At 61.5% G+C, this 22936-nt stretch carries 27 protein-coding genes; 16 read left to right on the forward strand and 11 right to left on the reverse strand.

Annotation, left to right across the window (positions count from 1 at the left end; all coding sequences use genetic code 11):
• Window positions 1-2: 2 nt before the first annotated feature.
• From P0M12_RS06355 to P0M12_RS06365, 3 genes are read right to left on the reverse strand one after another with little or no spacing between them, the layout of a single operon-like run.
• Window positions 3-554, reverse strand: a complete 552-nt coding sequence (locus P0M12_RS06355) for an SRPBCC family protein (RefSeq protein WP_003940599.1) — start codon at window positions 552-554, stop codon at window positions 3-5.
• Between the two features lie 50 nt (window positions 555-604).
• Complete coding sequence (locus P0M12_RS06360; protein ID WP_054827120.1) at window positions 605-1264, reverse strand: alpha/beta fold hydrolase; 660 nt, start codon at window positions 1262-1264, stop codon at window positions 605-607.
• On the reverse strand, window positions 1261-2025 hold the full coding sequence (locus P0M12_RS06365; protein ID WP_042451433.1) for an MBL fold metallo-hydrolase: 765 nt from the start codon (window positions 2023-2025) through the stop codon (window positions 1261-1263). The genes P0M12_RS06360 and P0M12_RS06365 overlap by 4 nt, the downstream gene beginning before the upstream one ends.
• 19 nt (window positions 2026-2044) lie before the next feature.
• Between P0M12_RS06365 and P0M12_RS06370 the strand changes: the two genes are divergently transcribed.
• The gene (locus tag P0M12_RS06370; protein WP_003940350.1) at window positions 2045-3169 is read left to right on the forward strand and encodes an alpha/beta hydrolase; all 1125 of its coding nucleotides are present in this window, start codon (window positions 2045-2047) and stop codon (window positions 3167-3169) included.
• Here P0M12_RS06370 and P0M12_RS06375 read toward each other — a convergent pair.
• Entirely contained in the window at window positions 3105-3695 is a 591-nt protein-coding gene (locus tag P0M12_RS06375) for a TetR/AcrR family transcriptional regulator (RefSeq protein WP_007733795.1), read from the reverse strand. The two genes, P0M12_RS06370 and P0M12_RS06375, sit on opposite strands and share 65 nt — an antisense overlap.
• A 130-nt stretch (window positions 3696-3825) precedes the next feature.
• Here P0M12_RS06375 and P0M12_RS06380 point away from each other — a divergent pair, with 130 nt between their 5' ends.
• The 6 genes from P0M12_RS06380 (at window position 3826) to P0M12_RS06405 (ending at window position 8487) form a co-directional block, all read left to right on the forward strand.
• Window positions 3826-4830 (forward strand): patatin-like phospholipase family protein, encoded by a 1005-nt coding sequence (locus P0M12_RS06380; protein WP_042451435.1) that lies wholly within the window; start codon window positions 3826-3828, stop codon window positions 4828-4830.
• Window positions 4831-4843: 13 nt separating this feature from the next.
• Entirely contained in the window at window positions 4844-6376 is a 1533-nt protein-coding gene (locus tag P0M12_RS06385; RefSeq protein ID WP_277377527.1) for an NAD(P)/FAD-dependent oxidoreductase, read from the forward strand.
• Complete coding sequence (locus P0M12_RS06390; protein ID WP_065455251.1) at window positions 6373-7251, forward strand: SDR family oxidoreductase; 879 nt, start codon at window positions 6373-6375, stop codon at window positions 7249-7251. The genes P0M12_RS06385 and P0M12_RS06390 overlap by 4 nt, the downstream gene beginning before the upstream one ends.
• Before the next feature lie 19 nt (window positions 7252-7270).
• On the forward strand, window positions 7271-7789 hold the full coding sequence (locus P0M12_RS06395; RefSeq protein WP_003940356.1) for an N-acetyltransferase: 519 nt from the start codon (window positions 7271-7273) through the stop codon (window positions 7787-7789).
• A 90-nt stretch (window positions 7790-7879) separates the two neighbouring features.
• Window positions 7880-8299 carry a hypothetical protein gene (locus P0M12_RS06400; protein WP_218695843.1) on the forward strand — a complete coding sequence of 140 codons (420 nt, stop codon included), beginning with the start codon at window positions 7880-7882 and terminating at the stop codon, window positions 8297-8299.
• Window positions 8299-8487: a helix-turn-helix transcriptional regulator gene (locus P0M12_RS06405; RefSeq protein ID WP_003940277.1), complete on the forward strand. Its 189-nt coding sequence runs from the start codon at window positions 8299-8301 to the stop codon at window positions 8485-8487. The genes P0M12_RS06400 and P0M12_RS06405 overlap by 1 nt, the downstream gene beginning before the upstream one ends.
• A gap of 57 nt (window positions 8488-8544) precedes the next feature.
• Here P0M12_RS06405 and P0M12_RS06410 read toward each other — a convergent pair whose 3' ends face one another.
• From P0M12_RS06410 to P0M12_RS06430, 5 genes are all read right to left on the reverse strand, one after another.
• A complete protein-coding gene (locus tag P0M12_RS06410; protein WP_030535223.1) occupies window positions 8545-8772 on the reverse strand; it encodes a hypothetical protein in 228 nt (75 codons plus the stop codon).
• Between the two features lie 81 nt (window positions 8773-8853).
• Window positions 8854-9681: an ABC transporter ATP-binding protein gene (locus tag P0M12_RS06415; protein ID WP_007733784.1), complete on the reverse strand. Its 828-nt coding sequence runs from the start codon at window positions 9679-9681 to the stop codon at window positions 8854-8856.
• On the reverse strand, window positions 9665-10765 hold the full coding sequence (locus P0M12_RS06420; protein ID WP_231782504.1) for an aliphatic sulfonate ABC transporter substrate-binding protein: 1101 nt from the start codon (window positions 10763-10765) through the stop codon (window positions 9665-9667). The genes P0M12_RS06415 and P0M12_RS06420 overlap by 17 nt, the downstream gene beginning before the upstream one ends.
• Window positions 10762-11619, reverse strand: coding sequence for an ABC transporter permease (locus P0M12_RS06425; protein ID WP_277377528.1), 858 nt, complete (start codon window positions 11617-11619; stop codon window positions 10762-10764). Before P0M12_RS06425 ends, P0M12_RS06420 begins: the two co-directional genes overlap by 4 nt.
• Window positions 11620-11863: 244 nt before the next feature.
• The gene (locus P0M12_RS06430) at window positions 11864-12790 is read right to left on the reverse strand and encodes a class I SAM-dependent methyltransferase (RefSeq protein ID WP_058226195.1); all 927 of its coding nucleotides are present in this window, start codon (window positions 12788-12790) and stop codon (window positions 11864-11866) included.
• A gap of 88 nt (window positions 12791-12878) precedes the next feature.
• Here P0M12_RS06430 and P0M12_RS06435 point away from each other — a divergent pair, with 88 nt between their 5' ends.
• The 4 genes from P0M12_RS06435 to P0M12_RS06450 all read left to right on the forward strand — a co-directional run bounded on the left by P0M12_RS06435 (window position 12879) and on the right by P0M12_RS06450 (window position 16283).
• Window positions 12879-13724 carry an LLM class F420-dependent oxidoreductase gene (locus P0M12_RS06435; RefSeq protein WP_050654799.1) on the forward strand — a complete coding sequence of 282 codons (846 nt, stop codon included), beginning with the start codon at window positions 12879-12881 and terminating at the stop codon, window positions 13722-13724.
• A gap of 105 nt (window positions 13725-13829) precedes the next feature.
• On the forward strand, window positions 13830-14402 hold the full coding sequence (locus tag P0M12_RS06440; RefSeq protein ID WP_042451450.1) for a flavin reductase family protein: 573 nt from the start codon (window positions 13830-13832) through the stop codon (window positions 14400-14402).
• A complete protein-coding gene (locus tag P0M12_RS06445; RefSeq protein WP_003940303.1) occupies window positions 14395-15021 on the forward strand; it encodes a superoxide dismutase in 627 nt (208 codons plus the stop codon). The genes P0M12_RS06440 and P0M12_RS06445 overlap by 8 nt, the downstream gene beginning before the upstream one ends.
• Before the next feature lie 170 nt (window positions 15022-15191).
• Window positions 15192-16283 (forward strand): alpha/beta fold hydrolase, encoded by a 1092-nt coding sequence (locus P0M12_RS06450; RefSeq protein ID WP_058226197.1) that lies wholly within the window; start codon window positions 15192-15194, stop codon window positions 16281-16283.
• 1 nt (window position 16284) lies between these two features.
• Here P0M12_RS06450 and P0M12_RS06455 read toward each other — a convergent pair whose 3' ends face one another.
• Window positions 16285-17553 carry a VWA domain-containing protein gene (locus tag P0M12_RS06455; RefSeq protein ID WP_277377529.1) on the reverse strand — a complete coding sequence of 423 codons (1269 nt, stop codon included), beginning with the start codon at window positions 17551-17553 and terminating at the stop codon, window positions 16285-16287.
• Window positions 17554-17727: 174 nt separating this feature from the next.
• On the opposite strand from P0M12_RS06455, the gene P0M12_RS06460 reads away from it, so the two are divergent.
• The gene (locus P0M12_RS06460) at window positions 17728-18690 is read left to right on the forward strand and encodes a sensor domain-containing diguanylate cyclase (protein WP_030535217.1); all 963 of its coding nucleotides are present in this window, start codon (window positions 17728-17730) and stop codon (window positions 18688-18690) included.
• A gap of 95 nt (window positions 18691-18785) precedes the next feature.
• Here P0M12_RS06460 and P0M12_RS06465 read toward each other — a convergent pair whose 3' ends face one another.
• A complete protein-coding gene (locus tag P0M12_RS06465; RefSeq protein ID WP_277377530.1) occupies window positions 18786-20102 on the reverse strand; it encodes an HNH endonuclease signature motif containing protein in 1317 nt (438 codons plus the stop codon).
• 158 nt (window positions 20103-20260) lie between these two features.
• On the opposite strand from P0M12_RS06465, the gene P0M12_RS06470 reads away from it, so the two are divergent.
• The 4 genes from P0M12_RS06470 to P0M12_RS06485 all read left to right on the forward strand — a co-directional run bounded on the left by P0M12_RS06470 (window position 20261) and on the right by P0M12_RS06485 (window position 22921).
• The gene (locus tag P0M12_RS06470) at window positions 20261-20764 is read left to right on the forward strand and encodes a MarR family transcriptional regulator (RefSeq protein WP_020908970.1); all 504 of its coding nucleotides are present in this window, start codon (window positions 20261-20263) and stop codon (window positions 20762-20764) included.
• 11 nt (window positions 20765-20775) lie between these two features.
• Window positions 20776-21834, forward strand: coding sequence for an LLM class flavin-dependent oxidoreductase (locus tag P0M12_RS06475; protein ID WP_277377531.1), 1059 nt, complete (start codon window positions 20776-20778; stop codon window positions 21832-21834).
• Window positions 21835-21842: 8 nt separating this feature from the next.
• On the forward strand, window positions 21843-22409 hold the full coding sequence (gene msuE / locus P0M12_RS06480) for an FMN reductase (RefSeq protein ID WP_277377532.1): 567 nt from the start codon (window positions 21843-21845) through the stop codon (window positions 22407-22409).
• Between the two features lie 179 nt (window positions 22410-22588).
• Complete coding sequence (locus P0M12_RS06485) at window positions 22589-22921, forward strand: CD225/dispanin family protein (RefSeq protein ID WP_007731480.1); 333 nt, start codon at window positions 22589-22591, stop codon at window positions 22919-22921.
• The last annotated feature ends 15 nt before the right edge of the window (window positions 22922-22936 follow it).

The raw sequence follows: 22936 nt of genomic DNA on the forward strand, positions 1-22936 counted from the left end.
AGCTACCAGACCTGAGATTCGTCGATGCCCAACTGTCGCGCGTAACCGGAGTTGAGTGCGTCCCAGCCGTACTCGCGCGCCCGTTCACCCACAATCGGTCCGAAGGGCTCGCCTGCCAGAAGGGCATCGAGTACGTCGAAGCACAGATGCCACCCCGCAGCGAGCGCCGACGCCATCCCCTCGGCGCGCGACCTCTGCGTCAGCACGACGCGGGTACCGCCTTCGATCGGGGTCAGGTCCCACACCAATTCGTCCGGGCCCCACTCGTGTTCGAGCCGCCGAGTGGTCTCCACGACGTGAACGGTGACCGGCAGCGACATTTCGGGGGCGCCGTCCTCGGTGAGCATGGTGATCACCGCATCACCGGTACGGCTCAGGTTCCGATCGGCGGTGTACGGCGTCCATTGCGCCAACATCTCCGGGTCGGTGATCGCCTCCCACACCTTCTCGACGGAATACGGCAGCACCCGAGGAAAGCTGACGACTGTGTCGTCACCGTCGACGCTCACCGTGACGTCGGACAGGGCACTGGGCTGATACGGCTGGGCACTCATGGTTCGATCTCACCAGGAACCACCGACACGGGCAACCGCCCGCTCGGCGTTCAGAACGCAAACACCGCCGATGCGGCCGCGACTGTCTCCTCCACCACCGGAAATTTGACCACGGACAAGTCGTGTCGAGCTCCTTCGAACTCCACCAGACGCGTCGCGGCGGGAATCAAGGCGAGTGCTGCCCGCATCTCCTCCGTTGTCGCGAACTCGTCCTTCGAACCGTGGACGACAACGGTCGGTGTGTTCAGTTCGGGCAGGTGTTCGGTTCTGAGCTTTTCGGGCTTCTTCGGTGGATGCAGTGGATAGGAGAGAAGGACCAGGCCGTCGACAAGTCCCGGGTTCTCCGCCGCAAGCATCGACGCCTGCCGACCGCCGTACGAATGTCCGCCGAGCAGAACGGGTCCGGGCACCGAGTAGTCCTTGCGAAGAGCAGCAATCACCTCGGCAATGCCCGCGCGATCCTCTGCAGCACGCGACGGATGCGGAGGGCCCGAAGCTCGACGCACCCGAAACGCGAGATCGAAGCGCAGAACTTGCACTCCTGCCGCAGCAAAGCCGTCGGCAACAGCACGCAACAGCACGGTGTCGCAGTTACTTCCCGCGCCGTGAGTCAGTGCAAGCGTGGCGACGGGCGACGCGAAGGACACAGATGCAGGTCGATGAAGGAAACCGTGCACCGCACCTTCGTCGACCGTTTCGACAGTAGTCATGGACGCATCCTCGTCCGGCCCGCTCGGGCCTGTTCGACCGCGGCAGTCATGCTGCCCTCGTAAACCGGACCGTGTCCGGGAAACAGCACGCCGGCAGGTACAGCGGCGATATTGTCCAACGCCTGGTCCGTCGCTTCACGGTCATGATTGAAGGGGCACACCAGAAATTGTGGTCCGGCGACACTCGACGTCGCGTGTCCGGTCACCAGAGCGTCACCCGACGCGATCACTCCTGCGTCGGGAACAAGGTAAGCGCTGTGGCCGTCGGTATGCCCATGAGTGGGAATCGGCACGATCCGACCGGGAACGTCCAGCGCACCACCGGACGCAAAGGACTGTGCCCGAGGCAGTTCCGCACCTTTCAACGCGCCGACTCCGATCACGTCGCGAAGCCATTTCGGAGCACCTCGCCGCCACAACAGCAACGGAACTCCGACCGGCGACAACTGTTGCAGATACTCCCGCTTCGCATGAGGCACTTCCAACGGATCCATCAGGACCGGAACCTCGAGCCGAGTCACGATGTCCGCGATCCCACCGATGTGATCGATGTGCGCGTGAGTGACGAGAATTGCCCGAACATCCCCGAGCTGGTGACCGATCTGTTCGATCGAGCGTTCGACGTCGGTGCCGTTGGCCGGATATCCGCCGTCGATCAAGGTCAGATCGGACCCTTCTTCGACCAGGACCCAATTGGCGTGACCGCACCGAACCAGATGTGTGTTCTCGATCTGCGTGATCGACAGTGCCGCAGTAGTCATGCTTGGTAGTCTGCGCCACGTGTCGGAATCCGTGAAGCAGGCCAGCAGCCGCAGCATTCGAGATCGCGCCGAAGCATCCTTGGTGGCAGCCGCATTCGCACTGCCCAGCGCGGTGAAACGTCGAATCACCGGACCACCCGTCGTCATCGAGGGCAACACGCTCGACGCCGACGCACACCTTCTGCTCACGCTCGCGAAGACGCGGCCACTCCCCTCGCATTCAACCGATCCCCAGTCACTCGCCGCTGCTCGCGCCAATCTCACCCGAACCGCGATCATGATGGGCGGCAGGCCCACGCCCGTCCACACCGAGGAGATCTCCGTTTCGGGTGCCGACGGCCCGCTTCGCGCCCGGCTCTACGTCCCGACAGCCGACACCGGCGCTCTGCTCGTCTATTTTCACGGCGGAGGGTGGGTACAGGGCAGCATCGAATCCCACGATGCCCCGTGCCGCCTGTTGGCCGAAACCTCCGGCGCACGGGTCATCTCGGTCGACTACCGGCTCTCACCCGAATTCGCTTTCCCCACACCGGTACACGATGCCTATGCCGCCTACCTCGATATCGTCGACCGCGCCGACGAGTTCTGCGCAGACCCGACGCGCATCGCTGTCGGGGGCGACAGCGCGGGCGGGCATCTTTCCGCAACGGTCGCGCTGCGTGCCCGCGACGACGGCAAGACCCCACCGGCGGCGCAGCTGTTGATCTACCCCGCGACCGACTTTCACGAGAAGGCCCCCTCGCGAACGACGTTCGGTGAAGGTTTCTTCCTGACCGAGGCCAACATGAACTTCTACGAGTCCAGCTTCCTCGGCAGCAATGCCGATCGACTCGATCCGATGGTGTCGCCGCTACGCGCCCCCGACGCGACCGGACTGCCGCCGGCCATCGTGATCACGGCGGGATTCGATCCACTCCGGGACGAAGGCGAAGCCTACGCAGCTCGATTGCGCGACAACGGTGTTCACGTGACCGATCGACGCTATCGCGGGTTCATCCACGGCTTCGTCAACGTTCTGGGACCGAGCGCCGGTTCGCGCACCGCCGTCGCCGAGATCGGCGGAATGCTCCGCGTTCTACTCACCCACCCAGCAAAATCTCCCGCAACGTATCCACCAGCGGATCAACAGGCAGCTCAGGGCTGATCGCACGCTGTAGCCCCAAACCGATTCCGACGCTGAGTATGCGCAGTGCCGCGGCGTTCGGGTCCAGTGTCGGCGTCACGCCGTTGGACTCGGCAAGATGTTGCACCACTCCGGCAATCAGTCCGCGCACCTGATCGGCACCCGTCGCGATCTTTTCGCGGATCTCTTCGCTGTGCCGCGATCGCACCGAGAACTCGACTTCGAGCAACGTCCATCTCTTGTCCCCGATGGTTCGCTCGGCCCATCGCGCGAACTCGGCCACCGCGTCGTCGAGCGTCGAATTGGCTCCGAGCTGTGAGGTGATCTCGCCGACCTTGGTCAACCTGATTCGGCCGAGCACCTCGGCGCACAACTCGTCCTTGTTCTTGAAGTTCGAGTACACCGCACCTTTGGAATAACCGGCATCCTCGGCGATCTGATCGAGCGACGCGGCGGCGTACCCGCGATCGAGGAAATGTTCGACGGCCGTCGCCAACAAGGTCTCGCGGGTCATCGCCTGCGCTTCCTGCCTGGTCAATCGCGCCATCGGAACCTCCTCGCGGTTCTGAGTATCGAGATTCCAACGGTAGCCGAATACCGGAAGCGCACCGCAGGCGCACTCCCGAAACCCGAATTTGGGGTACCCACGTTATTCAGATACTGATAGTCTCCGAAATATGACTTCAGAAGTGACCGGCACCACCGCGCCCGGGTCCGGACGACACAGCGCGCCTAGACGGGGATTGGCAATCGGATGCGGCGGCACCCTCGGCTTCGCCTGGACCGTTGCTGCCCTCGCCTCGGTTCGGGACGCCCTCGACTGGGATCCCCGCGAAGCCACCGCCATCATCGGCACGTCCGCCGGAGCCGAGTTCGTGACAATGCTCGGCAGCGGAGTCGGCGTCGACGAGTTGGTAGCCATGCAACTCGGAGAGCCCGCCGCACGTCCCGAACTCCTCGCCCACACAGCATCGGCGCCCGGAAGAATCCCGCCACTTCCGAGTTTGGGGATCGGCAATCCACGACTGGTGACGCGTCGAGATCTTCCCGTTCTGAGCCGGATGAGCGGTATCGCACCGCGTGGTGGCGGCGACCCGTCCTGGCTCACCACGCTCGCCGAATCTCTTGCCCCTGGCGATTCGTGGCTCCCACATCCGTGCGCGTACATGGTATCCATGGACTACAGAACCGGGCGACGGGTCGCGTTCGGGGCACAGGGGGCTCCGAAAGCGACAGTCGGTGAAGCGCTTCGAGCGTCTTGGGCGATTCCCGGCTGGTTCCCACCTGTCACCATCGACGGCGTCAGGTACATCGACGGCGGCGCGGCGTCCACGGCATCGGTAGACCTCCTGCTCCCCCTCGAACTCGACGAGCTGGTTGTACTGGCGCCCATGGCATCTCGAACACTGAAGCCGGCGCGCGGCGCCGCCCGTATCGAACGCGGCGCCCTGCGGAACTCCATGTCCAAGGGCCTCGACCGGGAAATCGAACTGGTGCGCGCTGCGGGAACCAGGGTCTTGCGCATAGACGCCACCGACGACGATCTCGCCGTCATGGGCGCCAACTTCATGGACGGCCGACGGCGGCTCGCCACCTTCGAATCATCCCTACGTACAACACGTGCGAGCGTGAAACGCGAACTCGATGCGCGCCCGTTCCACTCCACCCCGTCCCACCAGTGAAAGCGCAGACTCAGTGAACAACAGAACTGACCACTTCGAGGTCGTGATCATCGGTGGCGGGATCTCCGGGATCGGTGCAGCAATTCACCTGCAGCGCCTCGGGATCGACAATTTTGTCCTGCTCGAGAAAGCGGACTCCCTCGGCGGCACCTGGCGCGCCAACACCTATCCCGGTTGTGCCTGCGACGTCCCGTCCGGCCTGTACTCGTATTCCTTTGCCGCCAATCCGGATTGGGCCCGACTGTTCGCGGAGCAGCCGGAGATCCGCGAGTACATCGAGGACACGGCCGTCCGCCACGGGGTCGACAAGCACGTTCGCTTCGGGGTAGAAATGCTCTCCGCACAGTGGGACGCATCGCAATCACTCTGGAAGATCACAACTTCCAGCGGTGAACTCACTGCTCGTTTCGTGATAGCCGCCGCCGGCCCGTGGAACGAACCCTTGACGCCGGCGATCCCCGGGCTGGAAACGTTCGAGGGCGAGGTGTTTCATTCCTCGCAGTGGAATCACGACTACGACTTGACCGGAAAGCGCGTCGCCGTCGTAGGTACCGGCGCTTCCGCAGTCCAATTCGTGCCGCGCATCGTCTCCGACGTGTCCGCCCTTCACCTTTACCAACGCACCGCTCAATGGGTCCTTCCCAAACCCGATCACTACGTACCGCGGATCGAAAGGTCCGTCATGCGATTCGTACCGGGAGCGCACAAGGCTCTACGCAGCATCGAATACGGAATCATGGAAGCGCTTGGATTGGGGTTCCGCAATCCGTGGATCCTGCGTATCGTGCAGAAACTCGGGTCGGCCCAATTGCGCTTGCAGGTGCGCGATCCGAAGCTACGCAAGGCGCTGACTCCCGACTACACCCTCGGTTGCAAGCGACTACTCATGTCGAACTCGTACTACCCGGCCCTCGGCAGACCCAACGTGACCGTCCATGCCAACGCAGTCGAAGAGATCCACGGCAACACCGTGATCGGCGCCGACGGAGTGGAATCGGAAGTGGACGCCATCATCTTCGGAACCGGCTTCCACATCCTCGACATGCCCATCGCATCAAAGGTATTCGACGGAGAAGGTCGATCACTCGACGATCATTGGCAGGGAAGCCCGCGGGCGTACTTCGGTTCCGCCGTCAGCGGATTCCCCAACGCGTTCATTCTGCTGGGCCCGAGCCTCGGCACCGGGCACACGTCGGCCTTCATGATTCTGGAAGCCCAACTGAACTATGTGGCACAGGCGATCGGCCACGCTCGTCGGCACGGCTGGAGAACCATCGACGTGCGCCCGGAAGTACAGGCAGCCTTCAACTCTCAAGTTCAGGAGGCATTGGGTACCACGGTCTACAACGCCGGTGGTTGCGAAAGCTATTTCTTCGACGTCAACGGCCGCAACAGCTTCAACTGGCCGTGGTCGTCAGGAGCCATGCGTCGACGGCTACGGGCCTTCGATCCATACGCCTACAACCACACGCTGTCCGACAACCCTGCGTCAGACGACACCCCCGCTGAGCCCACCACCACCCCCGAACCGGAGTACACCACATGAGCCTTTTCGGCACCACCTACCCGCCGATCGATCTCGACGGAGCAGTCGTCGTCATCTCCGGAGGTGGCCGCGGAATCGGCCGGGCCACAGCGGAGTTGTTCGCAGCTCGCGGCGCACTCGTCTGCGTCGGCGACCTCGACGAGGAGACGGCCGTCGACACCGCCGCATCCATCGGCGCACGGGCCCGCGGGTACGCTCTGGACGTCACCTCACGCGAATCCTGGGATGTGTTCGTCTCCACAGTGATCGGCGAATTCGGTCACATCGACATTCTGGTCAACAATGCGGGCGTGATGCCGCTCGGCAGCTTCCTCGACGAGTCCGACGCCACCAGTCGAGTAACCCTCGACGTCAATGTCTGGGGCCCGATTCACGGGATGCGCACCGTGCTGCCCGGCATGGTGGATCGGCGACGCGGCCATGTCGTCAACATCGCATCCATGGCAGGCAAGCTACCGGTGCCAGGAATGGCCGTGTACAACGCAAGCAAGTTCGGTGCGGTGGGCCTTTCCGCCTCTGCTCGTGTCGAATTCGCAGATTCCGGCGTCAGCGTCAGCGCCATCCTGCCCAGCGCGGTGCGCACCGGGCTCTCCTCCGGTGTGCCACTCGGAAAGGGCATGCCGACGGTTGAACCCGAGGTCGTGGCCGAAGCTGTCGTCGACACGGTCGCGCACCGGCGAGCCGAAACTACTGTTCCGCGTTACCTTGCGGGCTGGGACCTCATCGACGCTGTAGTACCCGAATGGATGATCAACATCGGACGCCGGGTGATCGACGATCGCCGCGCGCTGACATCGGTAGATCCGAACGGGCGTGCGGATTACGAAAAGCGAGTGGCACGTCAGGCCGAAAACGAGGAGCACGATCGGAGATGAAGCGGGTAGTTTCGTGGCCATGTACATCCGCCGCGAAACTTCTTCCGACCGTGACGCAATCTATTCACTGCTCGGGGCGGCGTTTGCCGACCAAGCGCCGCCCGGCGAGTCTCCCTACGAGATCGAACTGACACGTCAGCTCTTCGCCTCGAACGACTACTTACCGAAGTTGTCCCTTGTCGCCGTCGCCGGTGATGAGATCGTTGGTTTCGTGATCGGAACACGCGGATGGGTCGGTCCCGTTGAGGCGGTTGGCCTCGGCCCGTTGGCAGTCACACCGGACAACCAACGCAGCGGCGTCGGTTCGGCGCTGATGCACGCGGTGATCGGTGCGTCCGACGCTCTGGACGTGCCACTGCTCGCCCTCCTGGGCAGCACCGAGTACTACCCGCAGTTCGGGTTCGTCACCAGCACGGACGCCGGGATCGAGTCTCCGGAAGCCGAGTGGGGCGAGCACTTTCAGATCAGGACCCTCACCACGCACCGCCCCGATCAGACGGGGAAGTTTTCATACGCAGCGCCGTTCGGGGTCGCTTGACCCTCAGCGCGATGTAAGAGTTCTTTGACATCCAGCGCACGTAGACCTACGCTCAGGCATGTCAAAGAACTCTTACACCTGGGAGGCTTCATGAGCACCACGGCACGGTGGAGCCTGATCATCGGTATCGGCGTCGCAGCAACGCTAGCCTTCAGCTTTTTTGCAACATTGACCGCCGATGATCGGAAGACGTTGGCCTTCATCGTCTTCGCAATCGTCATGGCACCGGCTTGTATCGGGTCGGCGTGGGCCCTTTTTCCATCGGAGAACGACAAGGCCCCCGCCTACCCCGAGGACACCGTCGAAACAGAATGGAGTCGCAAGGCCGGCTTCGGCGCGTTCACCGACTTGATCACTGCCATGGGGATCGCGCTGATCGCGCACAATGTCTTCGGCGCTCCCGAACTGCCGCTCGTAATGTTTACAGCCCTCGGTCTGGCCGACTTCGGAATCCGGTACTGGGCAGTGTCGAGGGACCGCACCCCACATTCGAGATCTGACGAGATCTGATGCGCAACAACCTTCAAGAACTTCGTACGGCAGCCGGATTGTCACAGCAAGCGTGCGCCGACGCGCTCGGCATCACACGCCAGACCGTCATCTCGATCGAGAAGGGACACTTCGACCCGCGTCTGTCACTGGCGTTCCGAATCGCCGAATACTTCGACAAACGCGTAGACGACATTTTCTCCAGCTGACGCCGTCTCGAACTGACGGAAGATCAGTCGAGCTGCGGTTTCAGTCGAGCTGCGGTTTCAGTCGAACAGAGTTGGCGATCCGTTTTCGTCCTTCCCGTCTTCGACGGCCGTTGCCTTCTTGCCCGAGCCCTTGCGGACGACGGTCAACGTCGTCGTTCGACGCGACAACCTGTGCCCGTCACTGTGTTCGAGCAGCGCCATCCCCTGGCGAACTTCGACTACCGTCCACGGACCCGCATGGCCGGCTGCCTGCACGAGGTCACCGGACTCCACCTCAGTTGCCATGACCACTCCTTGTTCGTCGTGTCCTGCACGTTCTCCTTCCCATTATCGACGCGGCCACCTGGTAGTCGACGCGCAGGGTACCTACGCTGCAGCTGCAACCTTGACCGCATGGCCGACTTCGGCTCGGAATGCCGCGTATTCGGGTGAGCCTCGGAGATCGTCGGGATCGACGCCGGTTCGTGGCAGATCGATTTTCAGGTCGAGCGCGACCTTGCCCGGTCGGCTTGTCAGAACTACGACGCGGGAGCCGAGAAAGGCCGCCTCGTCGGCACTGTGAGTGACGAAGACACTTGTTCGCCCCGATTCGGCACTGACACTGCGCAGGTCCTCCTGCAGACGCTCGCGAGTGAGGGCGTCCAGCGCGGCAAAGGGTTCGTCCAACAGGAGCAACGACGTTTCGGCCGCCAAGGCACGAGCAATTGCCACCCGCTGCTGCTGCCCGCCGGAGATTTCCCAGATACGCCGGTCCGCAGTGCCGACCAGACCGACGCGGTCGAGAAGCTCGTCACGCCTTTGCCCGCGTTCGCTCTTCGCAACGCCGGCGTATTTGAGTGCCAGATCGATGTTGCCGCCCACCGATTTCCACGGAAAGAGCCGTGGCTGCTGAAACACCACTCCCGCACTCGACCCGGGAATCGGGTCGGATCCGGAGACCTGAACCGTTCCACTGGAAGGACTTTCGAAACCCGCGATCAGCCGCAGCAATGTGCTCTTGCCGCAACCCGACGCTCCGACGAGAACCAGAAACTCACCAGGTGTGACGTCGATCGATACGGGCCCGAGTGCCGTGACGGACTCTCGACCGTGGCCGTACCTGTGTGAGACGGTGTCGATTCGGATCGCGCCCGGGCGGTCGGGGGCGAATCCACCCGAGGCCTGCTGCGCGGTCACGCTACTGGTCAAGGACATCGGGAAGCCCCTTCACATAGAGAGCACTCTGAAAGACCGTCAGGTCAGGCACACTGTCGATCTGCTTCTGCTCGGCCAGGAATTGCGCTGCACTCTGCAGGTTCACTGCCAGATTCCCGGGAGCGCCCTCGGTGCCCAACCATTCCGGCGAGGAGATCTGCTCCGGAGTGAGGAACACACCCTGTTTCAACTGCGCTGCCGCGTCTTCCTTCGAGGCGCCTAATTGTGCGGCAACAGCTTCCGCTGCCGCGTTCGGATCAGTGGCGATCGTCGTGAGCGCGCGGGCCTGAACCTGGCGCCAGGTGTCGACGATCTCGGGGTGATTCTTGGCAAACGCAGTCGACACCACACCAAGATCGAGTGTCGGCTTTCCTGCTGTCGCGAGCTCACGGCTGGCGATCAACTGTGTTCCGTCCTTACGGAGTTCGTCGAGCGTGGGCAGCCAGGTGTAGACGGCATCGATGTCACCGCGCTGCCAGGCTGCGAGGGATGCTTGCGGCTGGAGATCCACCAATTGGACGTCGTCGGCACTGAGTCCGGCCTGGTTCAGCGCTGCCAGCAGACTGTAGTGCGCGGTCGAGGCGAATGCCGTGGCCACTTTCTTGCCGCGCAGATCTGCGACGGTCTTGATTCCGGTTGCGTTGCGCGCCACCAGGGCTTCGTTGTCGCCGGCCACGTCCAGAACAAACGCGACCTGATACGGAATGTTCAGCGGTGCCGAGAGTCCACGAGCAACCGGACTCGAACCGATTGCGCCGAAATCGATTTCACCGGCGATGAAGGCGGTGTTGATGTCGGCTCCCGAATCGAACTTCGTCCACTTCACGTTGTACTCGGGCAGTGCGTCTTCGAGCCAGCGATTGTTCTTGACTATCAAGTCGCCGCTCGGGAACGACTGGTAAGCGATACGGATCGTTTCCTTGGACGAATCCTGGCCCGAATGATCAACCGAGCACGCACCGAGAACAAGGGCAAGGACGCCGATCAGCACCGTGAACGCCGTCCGGGCAGCCCTTCCTTCATTGGGCGTCGAATTACTGCTGCGCTTCAGATTGCTGCTGGCGTGTTTCTGATTGTCAGTCATACTTTTCCCCTCCAGGGAACGGCGCGGCGCTCTGCAGCCCGCAGCAGTCCGTCGATGATCAGGCCGGAGAATCCGATGGCAAAGATCCCCACCAGCACGACCGGTGTGTTGTTGTAATTGCTTGCATCCTTGACCATTCCGCCGATTCCGGGGATGCCGTTGAACAGTTCGGCCGCGACCACCGACGAGTACGCCATACCTACCGACAGCCGAATGCCCGTGAAAGTTTCCGGTAAGGCCGACGGGACGACGACGTCCCGGATCACTTGCGCCCGTGAGGCTCCCAGGGCCCTGGCCGCTTCGACCAGTCCGACCGGCGCCGCGACCACAGCAGCTGTGGTGGCCACCGCTGCCGGCGGAAGAGCAGCGAGCGCCAGCAATGTAATCTTCGGCGCCTCGTCGATTCCCAGCCAGATCACCAGCAGGAAGAAATACGCCAGGGGCGGCAGTGCGCGCAGGAACGTCAACCACGGTTCGAGCAGGCTCCGCAGCCATGTCACCGATCCCATGGCCAAACCGAGGATCACGCCCACTCCGACGCCGATGATCACACCGACCAGCACCCGTCGCAGCGTCATGTAGAGGTGCTCCCAGAGCAGGTAGCCCTGGTAGCCGCGCACTCCGTCGTGCGTGGTCATCGTGTTGACGAAGGCATGCCAGACCGTGCTCGGGAACGGCACGAAGGTCTCACTCCAGGTGCCGCTCGCGGCAGCGACCTGCCACAGGGCCAAGAATGCGATCACGGAAAGCACCGGCAGTCCGACAGTGGTCACACTCGAAGTCCACGGCCGACGCGGCTCACGGTTCGGTTCCGTGACTGATGTTGGTTCTATTGCTTCGACAGGAGTCGACATCGCTGTTCTTCCTCGACGTACGGAAAATTCCGGCACACATGCAGCAACGGGCGCATATGCAGGGGCGAAGGCGCACAGAGCGGCGCCATTCTCACTCAGGAGAGTCGGAGGGAATCAACAGCAACAGCAGTTGGCACCAAGACGGCACAGGTCGACGGCGATGCGTCGTGTCAGTGGCGTCGAGGGCATGGGGGTAATTACTACCTGTGTCTGCAATTACCCGCAAATGCGGGGGAAATAGGCGTCAGTCGGCCAAGCGAACCGACAGCGAATACATGAGCGGGATCTCGGGTCGTCCGGCCGGGACTCCCCAACGCTTGCCGCCGAGTTCAGCCATCTCCTCGAATCCTTGCCAACCGTTGGCGTACGGGTACTCGTCGAAAGACTCGAGCGTCAATCCGGCGCGCCGCAAAGCTCCTAGCACCTCGGAAATGGACCAGTTGAATTCACATGAGGGGAAAGGATTTTCGAAGTTCTCGACTCCGTTTCCCTCAGCGCCTGGCAAGACGAGATCGGCCGAGTCTGCCACGTAGTCGCCCACGCCACGGGGTTCGGTCACGGGAGTCCCGCCTCCGTACGGGTATGTCAGCGACCACTTCTCGTCGAAACACATGGCAAACGGATGAAACTCCACCAGAACGAATCGACCGTTCGGCGCCAGAACACCGGCAATCCCCTCGGCCCACTCGTCGAGATCGGGTAACCAGATCACCGTTCCGTACGAAGAAAAGACTCGGTCGAACTTTCTCTGGCCAGCGGCAGCAGCGCGGAGCCACGCAGATACATCGGCACGCTCGAAATCGGCGGCAATATCGGATTCCGCGGACAAGGTTCGGGCGAAGTCGATCGCGGAATCCGCGATGTCGACGCCGGTCACCGCGGCACCGAGAGCGGCCAAACTCAACGAATCCTGACCGGAATTGCACTGCAGATGAAGAATCGAGGAGCCGTCGATCTCGCCGAGCAGCGCCAGTTCTTCCGGATACAAGGTCGACCCGCCGTTGCGAAAGAACTGTGCCTGGTCTCCTTTGTGACTGTTGTGAGCGACGGTCGCCGCATTCCACGACAACCGATTCATCTCCGCTGCATCCATCACTACTGCATCCACCTCTACTGCATCCACTTCTCGACCCACAACAAGTCCGCCCGAGTTCACCACGTCCCCGGTCACGTCGGCAATCGATTTACTGGGCCGGAAACCTATCCGAACGAAGATGCAACAGGTTACAGTTTTTCGACGGACCATCGAAGGAGAACCAGTGCGCTACGGACTCAGCCTGTTCACCAGTGATCGCGGCATCCGCCCTGCCGATGCAGCAAAGGCTGCGGAGGCGAATGGATTCGACGCCTTCTACGTTCCGGAGCACACTCACATCCCCGTATCTAGGGATTCCGATCACCCCGGAACCCAGTCGGCAGAATTGCCCGACGACCGTTACATGCGCACACTCGACCCCTGGGTTGCCCTCGGCACCGCCGCGTCGGTCACGAACACCATCCGATTGGGCACCTCCGTGGCCCTCCCCCTCGAACACGATCCGATCACTCTCGCGAAAACCATCGCATCGCTGGACCATCTTTCCGGCGGACGCGTGGTCTTCGGCGTCGGATTCGGCTGGAATGCAGAGGAACTCGCCGACCACGGCGTACCGCCCAACAAACGCCGGACCGCACTCCGCGAGTATCTCGAAGCCATGGGCGAACTGTGGTCGAAGGAAGAAGCGTCGTACGACGGCCAATTCGTGAAGTACGGACCCAGCTGGGCGTGGCCCAAACCAGTTCAGAAGCCCCGTCCTCCCATCCTCTTGGGCGGCGGCGGCAACGAGAAGACTTTCAAGTGGATCGCAAAGTCTGCCGACGGGTGGATCACCACACCCATCGAGCAGGAGATCGACGGAAACGTGGAACTGCTCCGAAAGATCTGGGCCGAAGCAGGTAGAGTCGGCGAGCCTGAAATAACCGTCCTGGCAGGCAAACCCGATTCGGAGAAGCTCGCCCACTGGGAAGACATCGGTGTCACCGAAGCAATGTTCGGCACTCCGGACAAGAGCCCCGACGAGGTTGTCGGATACATGGAACGTCTGGCAGCCAAGCTCGGACGGTGAGGTCCGCCACAGCATCTTGACCTCAACTGCACTCGAGGTTTTAACGTCGGTATTGCACAAGACAGTGCAACGGCAGCAAAACCCGAGACAGAAGAGGGGCGAGGAGTGACCACAAAACTGGTTGGCACCCAATCTGTTTCGGACGACTCTGTTGATGCGGAGCCGTCCATCCGAAACTCCTTCGTCGAGGCGTTCCGGAACCATCCCGCCGGCGTCTCGATCATCACCGCAACGGGCGATGACGGCCCGGCCGGCATCACGTCATCGTCGGTGATCTCGATCAGCGCCGATCCTGCAGTTCTGGCGTTTTCACTGCAGTCGTTGCGAGGCTCTGCGAGCGTCATCGCTTCCGCCCGCAGTTTTGTTGTTCACCTGGCAAATTCGGCGAACGAACGACTGGCTTCCACGTTCGCAACCCGCGGCGCTGTGCGCTTCGGAGACGATATGCCCTGGTCGTTTCTCTCGACGGGTGAACCGTTCCTACATGGGACAGGCCACGCCCTGCGTGCGGTTCCCTTGAATGCCACTACATGTGGCGCCGCAGTGATCGTCACTGCACGCGTCGTCGACGTCATCGATCCGCAGCACATGTCAGCGCCGCTCGTCTATCACAATCGAACCTATCGGAATCTCTCGACTCACAACATTTCCTCAAAGGAAGGCATGTCACATGACTGAATACGTTCTCCCCGAACTGGATTACGACTACGCCGCTCTCGAACCGCACATCTCCGGCGAGATCATGGAACTGCACCACAGCAAGCACCACGCCACGTACGTGGCGGGCGCCAACAGCGCAATCGAGCAGTTGGCTGCTGCGCGCGAAGACGGCACGATCACCGCGAAGGCGCCGCTGCTCAGCAAGAACCTCGCCTTCCACCTCGGCGGCCACACCAATCACTCCATCTTCTGGAAGAACCTCTCCCCCAACGGCGGTGAGCGGCCAGAGGGCGAGTTGGCAGCCGCAATCGACGAGCACTTCGGCACCTTCGACGCATTCGTCAACCACTTCTCCGCTGTAGCAACCACTTTGCAGGGGTCCGGCTGGGCGGTACTGGCCTACGACACGGTCGGGCAGCGCCTGGTCATCGAGCAGCTCACCGACCAGCAAGGCAACATCAGCATCGGTATCGTTCCGTTGCTCATGCTCGACATGTGGGAGCACGCCTTCTACCTGCAGTACAAGAACGTCAAGGCCGACTACGTGAAGGCCTACTGGAACGTCATCAACTGGGAAGACGTTGCACAGCGATACGCGACGGCCACAGCCTCGACCGGCTTGATCGTCCCCGCCTGATCGTCCCCACCCGATCACTGCCATATCACCCCGATCAGCCCAGCTCGGCACGGTGGCTCCGTTGCCGAGCTGGGTTTTTACACCCCTGAGATCGATGTATGTGAAGGCAGGTAACATACACCGAGCGCGGCTGACTCGGCCGTCCGCCGATTCGACTCCGAGGGGAACCAGTGCTCGATATCAGTGGTTTGATCGCGACGTGGCGTCCGACGCTGGACACCGCAGCACGCAATGCATGGGGACTCTCGTTCGGCGACGGTGTCGAGAAGACCGAACGCACCCCGTCCGTACTGATCAGCGAAGGTCCACACCGCGATCTGTATCGCTTCGGCGCATTGTGGAGGCCAAGAGGTAATCCGGTTCTCCTCGTACCGCCCCTCGCGGTTTCAGCCGACTGTTACGACCTTCGTGCGGGCCAAAGCCTCGCCGCGCACCTACTGGATGGGGCGAACACGCCCTACCTCCTCGACTACGGGACCATGCGGTACTCCGACCGCGGGATGGGTTTCGAGGCCTGGGTCGACGACATCATCCCGGAAGCGATCCGTACGATCTCGGACCTACATGACGGCGCACCGGTTTCGCTGATCGGGTGGAGCCTCGGCGGGACCATGTCTCTGCTCACGGGCTCCGCTCACTCCGACCTGCCGATCGCATCGATCACGGCAATCGGAACGCCAATCGATTACACGAAGATTCCCGCTATCAGCCCCTTGAGGCTGATCGGCAAATACACGGGCGACACCCCACTCACGTCCGCGACCAATCTTGTCGGCGGACTACCTGCTCCACTCGTTCAGGCGAGTTACAAGGTGACGGCGTTGCAGCGCGAAGTTCTCAAGCCATGGTTCATCATGCGCAACCTCCACAACACCGAGACACTGGCTCGCATGGAATCGATAGACAAGTTCATGGCAGCCATGCCTGGATACCCTGGCAAGGCTTTTCAGCAGATCTGCGAACAACTCATGCTGGGCAACAATCTCTTCAACGACACCGTCACGCTTGCCGGACGCGAGATCAAACTGTCAGCTCTGAGCGTTCCCGTTCTCGCGGTCGGCGGCACCACTGACGTGATTGCACCCATCGCTTCGGTGGAAGCGATCACGTCGGTCCTCACCGGAGCGCCGTCGGTCCGGTTCGAGAAGGCGCCGGGAAGTCACCTCGGGCTCGTTGCCGGCCCCACCGCGAGAGACTCCACCTGGGCGCACATCGACGAATTCTTGAAAGAGAATGCACCGCAGTTGGTTTCGACCAGCTAAATCACGGCGTTGTGATGCCCGCGGCTACAGCTGCCTTGTGCCAATCCGGGAATTCACTCAGCAAACGGGTGTACAACAGGGCGTCGTCGACGGTGTCGATGTCGTCCAGCGCGAAGAATCCGGCATTGTCGACCACCCTGCCGTCGAGGTCGTCGAGCTTCTCCAGCACTCCGTAGTTGGCCTTGCCGATTCCGACGAACTGCCAAAAGGCCGGGAGCCCAGACGCTTCGCGCATCAATTTCGTGATTTCCTTGCGCTCGCTGAAGCCACCGTCGGTGAAGAACAGGACGAGCGTCGGCGCCGAACCACGTGTCAGGCCGGAAAGAATCTCAGTCATGATCGGCACTTCACGATTTGCGGCGCCGATCTTGTCGTAGTTGAATCCGCCGTGCGAGCCGCGCAAGTGCAGGTAGGTATCCGACCACTCTTCCGCGTCATGGACAGAGATCTCGGGGAGTTTGACGAAGCTGACTGCATACAAGTACGGCTCCAGCTTGCCGTCGTCATCGAGTTGGATCGCAACGGGAATCATGCGTTCGACAACACGATGCACCACTCTGGTGCGGTACTGCTTGGCCATACTTCCGGTTTTGTCGATCACCAGGACCACCCGTGCCCGAATTCCGTTGCCACCCTTCGTCAGCAGGACCTTGGCCACTTCGCGCTTTCGGAGGTCCAGCTTCTCCCGCTTCACCATGGAGAGTTTGGCTTCGTCGGGCACGGTCCGGATACCGCCTGTCGATTCAGCAGAGCCGGCGGGTCGAGCCGGCGGTTCCTCGTCGACCGAAACGCCGAATGCTGTTACCAGGTCCGCCAATCCGCTGTCCCAGCCAGCTGACACGTTTCGCAGCTTCCAGCCCGTGCCGCGGCGATAGATCTCGACGAGAACCGCTGCTCTCTCACTCGTCAACCCCAAAGCCTGAGCCACGATGGCGGTGGAACCAACCTGCTCCACCACGACCCCAAGGCCCCCGACAGCAGACAGGGTTCCGTTTGCCGCCGCGTCAAGTGCCACGGCAACACTCAGCTGATGGATGTCAGCGGGCAACCTCGCAATGTCGATTTCGATGACGCCGCCGGGCTCCAAGCGCACCGCGCCTTCGGGTGAGACCGGCTGATTGAAGAAGACAAAATCTGCGTCGTCCCGTACTTTGTTCCGTTCGCCGAGCTGGAACACCATCAGGTCTACCGTGCCCGGGGCGCTACCGTTCACCGCCACCTTCAGCGAAGTTCCCTCAATGACTGTGTTCGCTCCACGCGCCAGCTCCATACCGGAAGATTAGCTGGCCACCAAAGAATCCACGGCCCCGCGGTCGGAAGAATCACAGCACACTTTCAGCAATCGCGAGGATTCTCGAGGCAGACTGTTCGTGGAAGATTTGTCGCACGCGGGACCAAGAGCCTGAACATCGACAGAATCCTAGGGTCGATCAGGAGGTCAAAAATGCCGCACGGCCAGGCGCGCACCATCCCGATGTTGCCACTCTTGCCACCTCTGACGAATTTCGACGACGCAAGTCGCTCGGTCGTGTCCTACCTCGACGAATATCTTCCGCTGGCACTGTGGTCGATCACGCGGTTCGACGGGTCCAATCAAATCTTTCTCACCGTCTCACCCAACCCACTTCACATCGAAGTCGGCGAGACCCGGGCTTGGCCAAACACCATGTGCAGCGAGGTGGTACTCGGAAATGCGCCGCCAGTCTCATCGAATCGCGCGCTCGTGCGCGCACTGTCCCGTGATGGCAGGTGGGAAGGCATTGGCGCATACGTCAGCATCCCAATCCTCCACAACGACGGCAGTCTCTTCGGCACTCTGTGTGGCGCCGACCCGAGTGCGGGCGACTCCGCACTCGAGGACAACCTAGCCCTCCTCAATCTCCTGTGCCGACTTCTCGGAACCATTCTCGATGTCGACTATCAGCGCGCGCAGTCAGTCCGACTGGCCGAAACTGCGCAACTCGATGCCGAGACCGACCCGTTGACAGGTCTTCTCAATCGGCGCGGGTGGAATCGCATCCTCGAGGCCGAGCAAACTCGGTACCGCCAATTCGCCGATCCGGGAGCTATCATCATCGTCGATCTGGACGGCATGAAGACCATCAACGACGAACTCGGCCACGCCGCGGGCGACGAATACGTTCAAAGGGCCGGCAAGATCTTGGCAGCGTGCGCGCACCCTGGTGCGGTGGTTTCACGGTTGGGCGGAGACGAGTTCGGAATCGCTCTGCCCGATACACAGCCGCGCGCCGTCGACTACCTGCTCGAGTGTTTGGAGAAGGCGTTCCGGAATGCCGACGTCTGTTGTTCGATCGGTCGAGCCGACTTTTCCATGACCCAAAGCCTTTCCGAGACTTGGGATACGGCCGATGCGGAGATGTACCGCCACAAGCGCTCGAAGCACTGATTCGACTCCTCCACGGCCGGTTGGCACCGCATCGGAGGATCCCTTCGATGCGGTGCTCGGTCCGTGGTCTGTTGTCGCCAAAGAGGTTTGACCTCTCAGGTTTTGAAGGTGGTGTTCGCCGGCCTGGGTTGCTGTCCGGGGTCGATCGAGGGCGGCGGGATGAACCAGGGTTTGTTGTCGACTCCTATTCGGATTTCCCATTTCCCGACGAACCCTGATTTTCGGTGCATCAGCCGGTGGTGTGAACGGCACAGCAGGACCAGGTTGTTCATCACCGTCTGGCCACCGTTGGCCCAGTGCCGGATATGGTGCGCATCAGTCCAGGCGGGCACGCATGTGCAGCCCGGGAAGGCGCAGCCTTTGTCTCGGGCGATGAGGGCGACGCGTTGTTCGGCGGTGACCAACCTCTTTCCTGGTTGCGCATCCAAGGGCGCACCGTGATCGTCGAGCAGAACGGTGGAGAGGAAGCAGTCACACCCGAGAAGTCGGGTCTGCGACACCGAGAGTGGCCCGAGCCAGGGCATGTGCCCGACATCAAGATCCGACAAGTCCAGATCGGGTGAGCCTTCGTCGTCCACATCAGAAGGCGACGCGGCGCAATCCCGATGCTCAGCGAGATCACGAGCATTGAGGTGCACGTTCACGTGTGGACGCTGACCACCATCGGTACCAGTCTTGGCGCAATCGAGATAGCGGCGGATCAGTTCGGTGAACCCGTCCGCCGTCCGCTTGGCCGCCGACCGAGAATCCGGGGTTCCATCGGGTGCCGGGGTGGGCATCGTCAGATTCGACAACGCCGACAGCAACATCTCGCCGGTGAGGGCGTCGAAATCGCCGCGCACCACCACTCGACCGTTCAATGTCGACGCGATCCGGAGCTCGTTGAGGTCGGTATCCTCGGCGGGTGGAATCTCATCGGATTCGAACACTCGCTCCAAGGTCGCGATCACGTTCCGCACCTTCGTCGTCGTCGCCTCCACACCCGACGCAGCAGCCAACAGTAGGTCGATACAGCGAGGGAGCGCCTCCTCCGGCATCCCCTTCGGCGGTGACTCGCAGAACGCCACGATCAACACAGCATGATCGAACGAGCAATCCCCGCCATCGAACCGAGCCGCCACCGCCGGAAACGGCCGCAAAGCCGCACCTAACGCGGCGATCTTCTTCCCGTCCCGAACCTGCAGCATCGTGTTGCCCGCCAACCACGCACCCACCCCGCGGCTGGCAATCACCTGATCATCCGGCCGCATCGACAACTCGTCCACCACCGCCACCCGCACAGCCTCGAGACGAAGAATCTCCGCACTCGCGTCGATAGCAGCAGCACGCAACTCAGAAGCCGTCAACTGCCACAGGCGTCCGCGCAACCCCACCGCAGAACCAGACACCACATCCGACAACAGAACACTCATTGAATCCCCCGATCCCCACCCCTAACAATACTCGAACACGTGTTCGAGTCAATACCTTGCTACCAGCACAAATGAGAGCGGGGAATAGTTCGATCGATCCAGGCGTATTATTTGAGTAAGCAATACTTGCGAGCGCAAATAAATGGAGGCTGTCACCGATGACTACCGACGAACGTCGACGCGGTTCCGTCTGGCGTGACCTAGTGGTCAGCCACAGCGTCATCCTCGGCAAGATGGAGGCGGACCTTCGAACCACCACCGGGCTCACCCTTGGCCAGTACGACGTTCTGCTCCGACTGCACGAAGCGCCGGGAAACACGATCCGAATGGGCGATCTGGCCGAACTGGTCCTGGTCACCACCAGTGGCGTGACGCGCGTCGTCGATCGATTGGTCGAGGCAGGACTGGCAGAGCGCGTTCGCCCGGAAAACGATCGACGCGTCGTGACGGTGTCAATGACGCCTGCGGGCAAGAAGACGCTTCGAAAAGCGTCCGCCATACACACGCGAGGGATCGCCGAATACTTCTCCGATCTCATTGAAACTGAGGAGCTTCCGGTACTCGAACGCTTCTTCTCCCGACTTGCCGCACATCACACGAATCAAGGCGGCGCATGCGATGCGCACGTAGAACAACTTTCCATCACCCCCACGAACAGATAGCGAGAAACAACATGGCTTTCGAATTGGGCGTCTACCATTTCGGTGAACTCACCCCAGATCCCACTACCGGCGCGATGATGAATCCCGGTGTCCACCTTCGCCATTTGGTGGAGCAGGCAACCGTTGCCGATCAGGTTGGACTCGATGTCTTCGGCGTCGGCGAGCACCATCGCACCGACTTCGCAGTCTCAGCCCCGGCAGTTGTGCTCGCGGCAATGGCTCAGGCTACCGACAACATCAAGCTGTCCAGCGCCGTAACCGTACTCAGTTCCGACGATCCCGTCCGTGTGTTCCAACAGTTCGCGACAGTCGACCTGCTTTCCGAAGGCCGTGCCGAGATCATTGCCGGCCGAGGTTCGTACACGGAGTCATTTCCGCTTTTCGGGTACGACCTGTCCCAGTACAACGAACTCTTCGCCGAAAAGCTCGATCTACTACTAAAACTGCGCGACGAGAACCCGATCAACTGGGAAGGACAACTTCGCGCACCACTGATCGACGGTGACGTGACGCCCCGCCCGGACCGTCAGATTCCGGTGTGGATCGCAGTCGGAGGTACTCCGGCCTCTGTCGTCCGTGCCGCGAAACTGGGCCTGCCCCTCTCACTGGCCATCATCGGTGGAAGCTACCAACAGTTCGAACCGTTCGTCGATCTGTACCGCAGGGCTGCAGCGGAGTTCGGACACGATCCGAAGAAGCTCGCTGTCTCGATTGCTTCGCCAGGATTTGTCGATATCTCGAAGCAAACAGCACTCGACACGTCGTACCCGTACTTCCAGGCCGGGTGGATGCAGAATCATCATCAGCGGGGAAACGGAGTTCCCATGCCGCGCAGGGCATACGAGGCGCAGGCGACCACCGCGGGTGCGTTCTTCCTCGGCGGCCCGCAGGAAATCATCGACAAGACGATGGCGCAGTACGAACTGTTCCATCATGACCGCATCATGATCCAGATGGGGTTCGGCAACGTGCCACAGAAGGACATGCTGCGTGCGATCGAGATCCTCGGCACCGAAGTAGCCCCCGTTGTGCGTAAGGAAATCGAATCACTGAAGTCGTCCCAAAAATAGGAGTTTCGATGAGCACACCGCTCAAAATTGTTGCCGTTGTCGGCAACCTTCAAAAACCCTCCAAGACTCGTGCCCTCGTCGACCTGATCGTCGAAACCTTGGGAGACTTCGAGCAGATCGACACACGAGTTTTCGAGATCGTGGATCTGATTCCAGGTCTTGCATCTGCTCTGGATCGCGATCACGTCGACTCAGTGACCGCCGAAGCGCTGGCAGCAGTCGAGTCCGCCGATATCGTCATCGCGGCGTCACCGGTGTTCCGCGGCTCGTACACGGGAATGTTCAAGCATTTTTTCGATCTCGTCGACCAGTACGCGCTTGCCAACACTCCGGTGATTCTTGCCGCTACAGGTGGTAGCGACCGCGATGCTCTCGTGTTGGATCATGCCCTGCGGCCACTGTTCGCTTTCTTCCAAGCGCTGACCGCTCCGGTCGGAATCTATCTCAGCTCAGGTGATTTCGACGGAACGACCATCCTCAATCCCGAGGTATTCGAACGTATCGAGATGGCAGCAAAGGACGTCCTGCCGGTAGCGAGGATGCTCGCGGAGCGGCATCGAGTTGCGCTGACGTGAACGCCCCTCGTCTGCACAACAATGACCCGGAACCACCACCAGCGGTCACGACTGGCAATGCGGCTGATCCAGCACACTTACGCCGCTGATCCACATCGCATCACCGAACACCGTTTTTCAGTGATTCTTCAGCTCCATCGCAGTAGCGTCGAAAGGGCCACCTCATGTCAGGAGCCCCCATGACCACCCCGGATCAACCCACTGTCCAGCAATCCGTTCCTCAGCACCCGATTCGACCACCCGTCAATGCGGGCTGGGCAGTGGTCTCGCTGCTGTTCTTCTGGCCGCTTTCCTTCTCCGCTTTCACGCACGCCTTCAACGTGTATCCGCTGTGGGCTGACGGCGATGTGGCCGGGTCGCGGTATGCGTCCGATCGAGTGAAACGGCTCGGTCAGATCTCGCTGTGGATCGCAGGCGGCCTACTACTCCTGGTCTGCATCCTGTACGCGATTGCGGCAATCGTGTGGTTCGCCAACGGTGGCCACGATTACGGGCCGCGACGTATGCGCTGAACAACCACACTGAAA

Origin of the sequence: Rhodococcus sp. RCBS9 (assembly GCF_029457415.1) — a bacterium.
Lineage (GTDB): Bacteria > Actinomycetota > Actinomycetes > Mycobacteriales > Mycobacteriaceae > Rhodococcus_F > Rhodococcus_F qingshengii.

Bases quoted from the DNA above. Each gene is read 5' to 3' on its own strand.
- P0M12_RS06365 (WP_042451433.1), bottom strand. From the start codon at position 2,025: ATGACTACTGCGGCACTGTCGATCACGCAGATCGAGAACACACATCTG.
- P0M12_RS06425 (WP_277377528.1), bottom strand. From the start codon at position 11,619: ATGTCGACTCCTGTCGAAGCAATAGAACCAACATCAGTCACGGAACCG.
- P0M12_RS06395 (WP_003940356.1), top strand. From the start codon at position 7,271: ATGTACATCCGCCGCGAAACTTCTTCCGACCGTGACGCAATCTATTCA.
- P0M12_RS06445 (WP_003940303.1), top strand. From the start codon at position 14,395: ATGACTGAATACGTTCTCCCCGAACTGGATTACGACTACGCCGCTCTC.
- P0M12_RS06390 (WP_065455251.1), top strand. From the start codon at position 6,373: ATGAGCCTTTTCGGCACCACCTACCCGCCGATCGATCTCGACGGAGCA.
- P0M12_RS06475 (WP_277377531.1), top strand. From the start codon at position 20,776: ATGGCTTTCGAATTGGGCGTCTACCATTTCGGTGAACTCACCCCAGAT.
- P0M12_RS06360 (WP_054827120.1), bottom strand. From the start codon at position 1,264: ATGACTACTGTCGAAACGGTCGACGAAGGTGCGGTGCACGGTTTCCTT.
- P0M12_RS06465 (WP_277377530.1), bottom strand. From the start codon at position 20,102: ATGAGTGTTCTGTTGTCGGATGTGGTGTCTGGTTCTGCGGTGGGGTTG.
- P0M12_RS06355 (WP_003940599.1), bottom strand. From the start codon at position 554: ATGAGTGCCCAGCCGTATCAGCCCAGTGCCCTGTCCGACGTCACGGTG.
- P0M12_RS06460 (WP_030535217.1), top strand. From the start codon at position 17,728: ATGCCGCACGGCCAGGCGCGCACCATCCCGATGTTGCCACTCTTGCCA.
- P0M12_RS06410 (WP_030535223.1), bottom strand. From the start codon at position 8,772: ATGGCAACTGAGGTGGAGTCCGGTGACCTCGTGCAGGCAGCCGGCCAT.
- P0M12_RS06420 (WP_231782504.1), bottom strand. From the start codon at position 10,765: ATGACTGACAATCAGAAACACGCCAGCAGCAATCTGAAGCGCAGCAGT.
- P0M12_RS06470 (WP_020908970.1), top strand. From the start codon at position 20,261: ATGACTACCGACGAACGTCGACGCGGTTCCGTCTGGCGTGACCTAGTG.
- P0M12_RS06400 (WP_218695843.1), top strand. From the start codon at position 7,880: ATGAGCACCACGGCACGGTGGAGCCTGATCATCGGTATCGGCGTCGCA.
- msuE (WP_277377532.1), top strand. From the start codon at position 21,843: ATGAGCACACCGCTCAAAATTGTTGCCGTTGTCGGCAACCTTCAAAAA.
- P0M12_RS06455 (WP_277377529.1), bottom strand. From the start codon at position 17,553: ATGGAGCTGGCGCGTGGAGCGAACACAGTCATTGAGGGAACTTCGCTG.
- P0M12_RS06405 (WP_003940277.1), top strand. From the start codon at position 8,299: ATGCGCAACAACCTTCAAGAACTTCGTACGGCAGCCGGATTGTCACAG.
- P0M12_RS06485 (WP_007731480.1), top strand. From the start codon at position 22,589: ATGACCACCCCGGATCAACCCACTGTCCAGCAATCCGTTCCTCAGCAC.
- P0M12_RS06380 (WP_042451435.1), top strand. From the start codon at position 3,826: ATGACTTCAGAAGTGACCGGCACCACCGCGCCCGGGTCCGGACGACAC.
- P0M12_RS06375 (WP_007733795.1), bottom strand. From the start codon at position 3,695: ATGGCGCGATTGACCAGGCAGGAAGCGCAGGCGATGACCCGCGAGACC.
- P0M12_RS06415 (WP_007733784.1), bottom strand. From the start codon at position 9,681: ATGTCCTTGACCAGTAGCGTGACCGCGCAGCAGGCCTCGGGTGGATTC.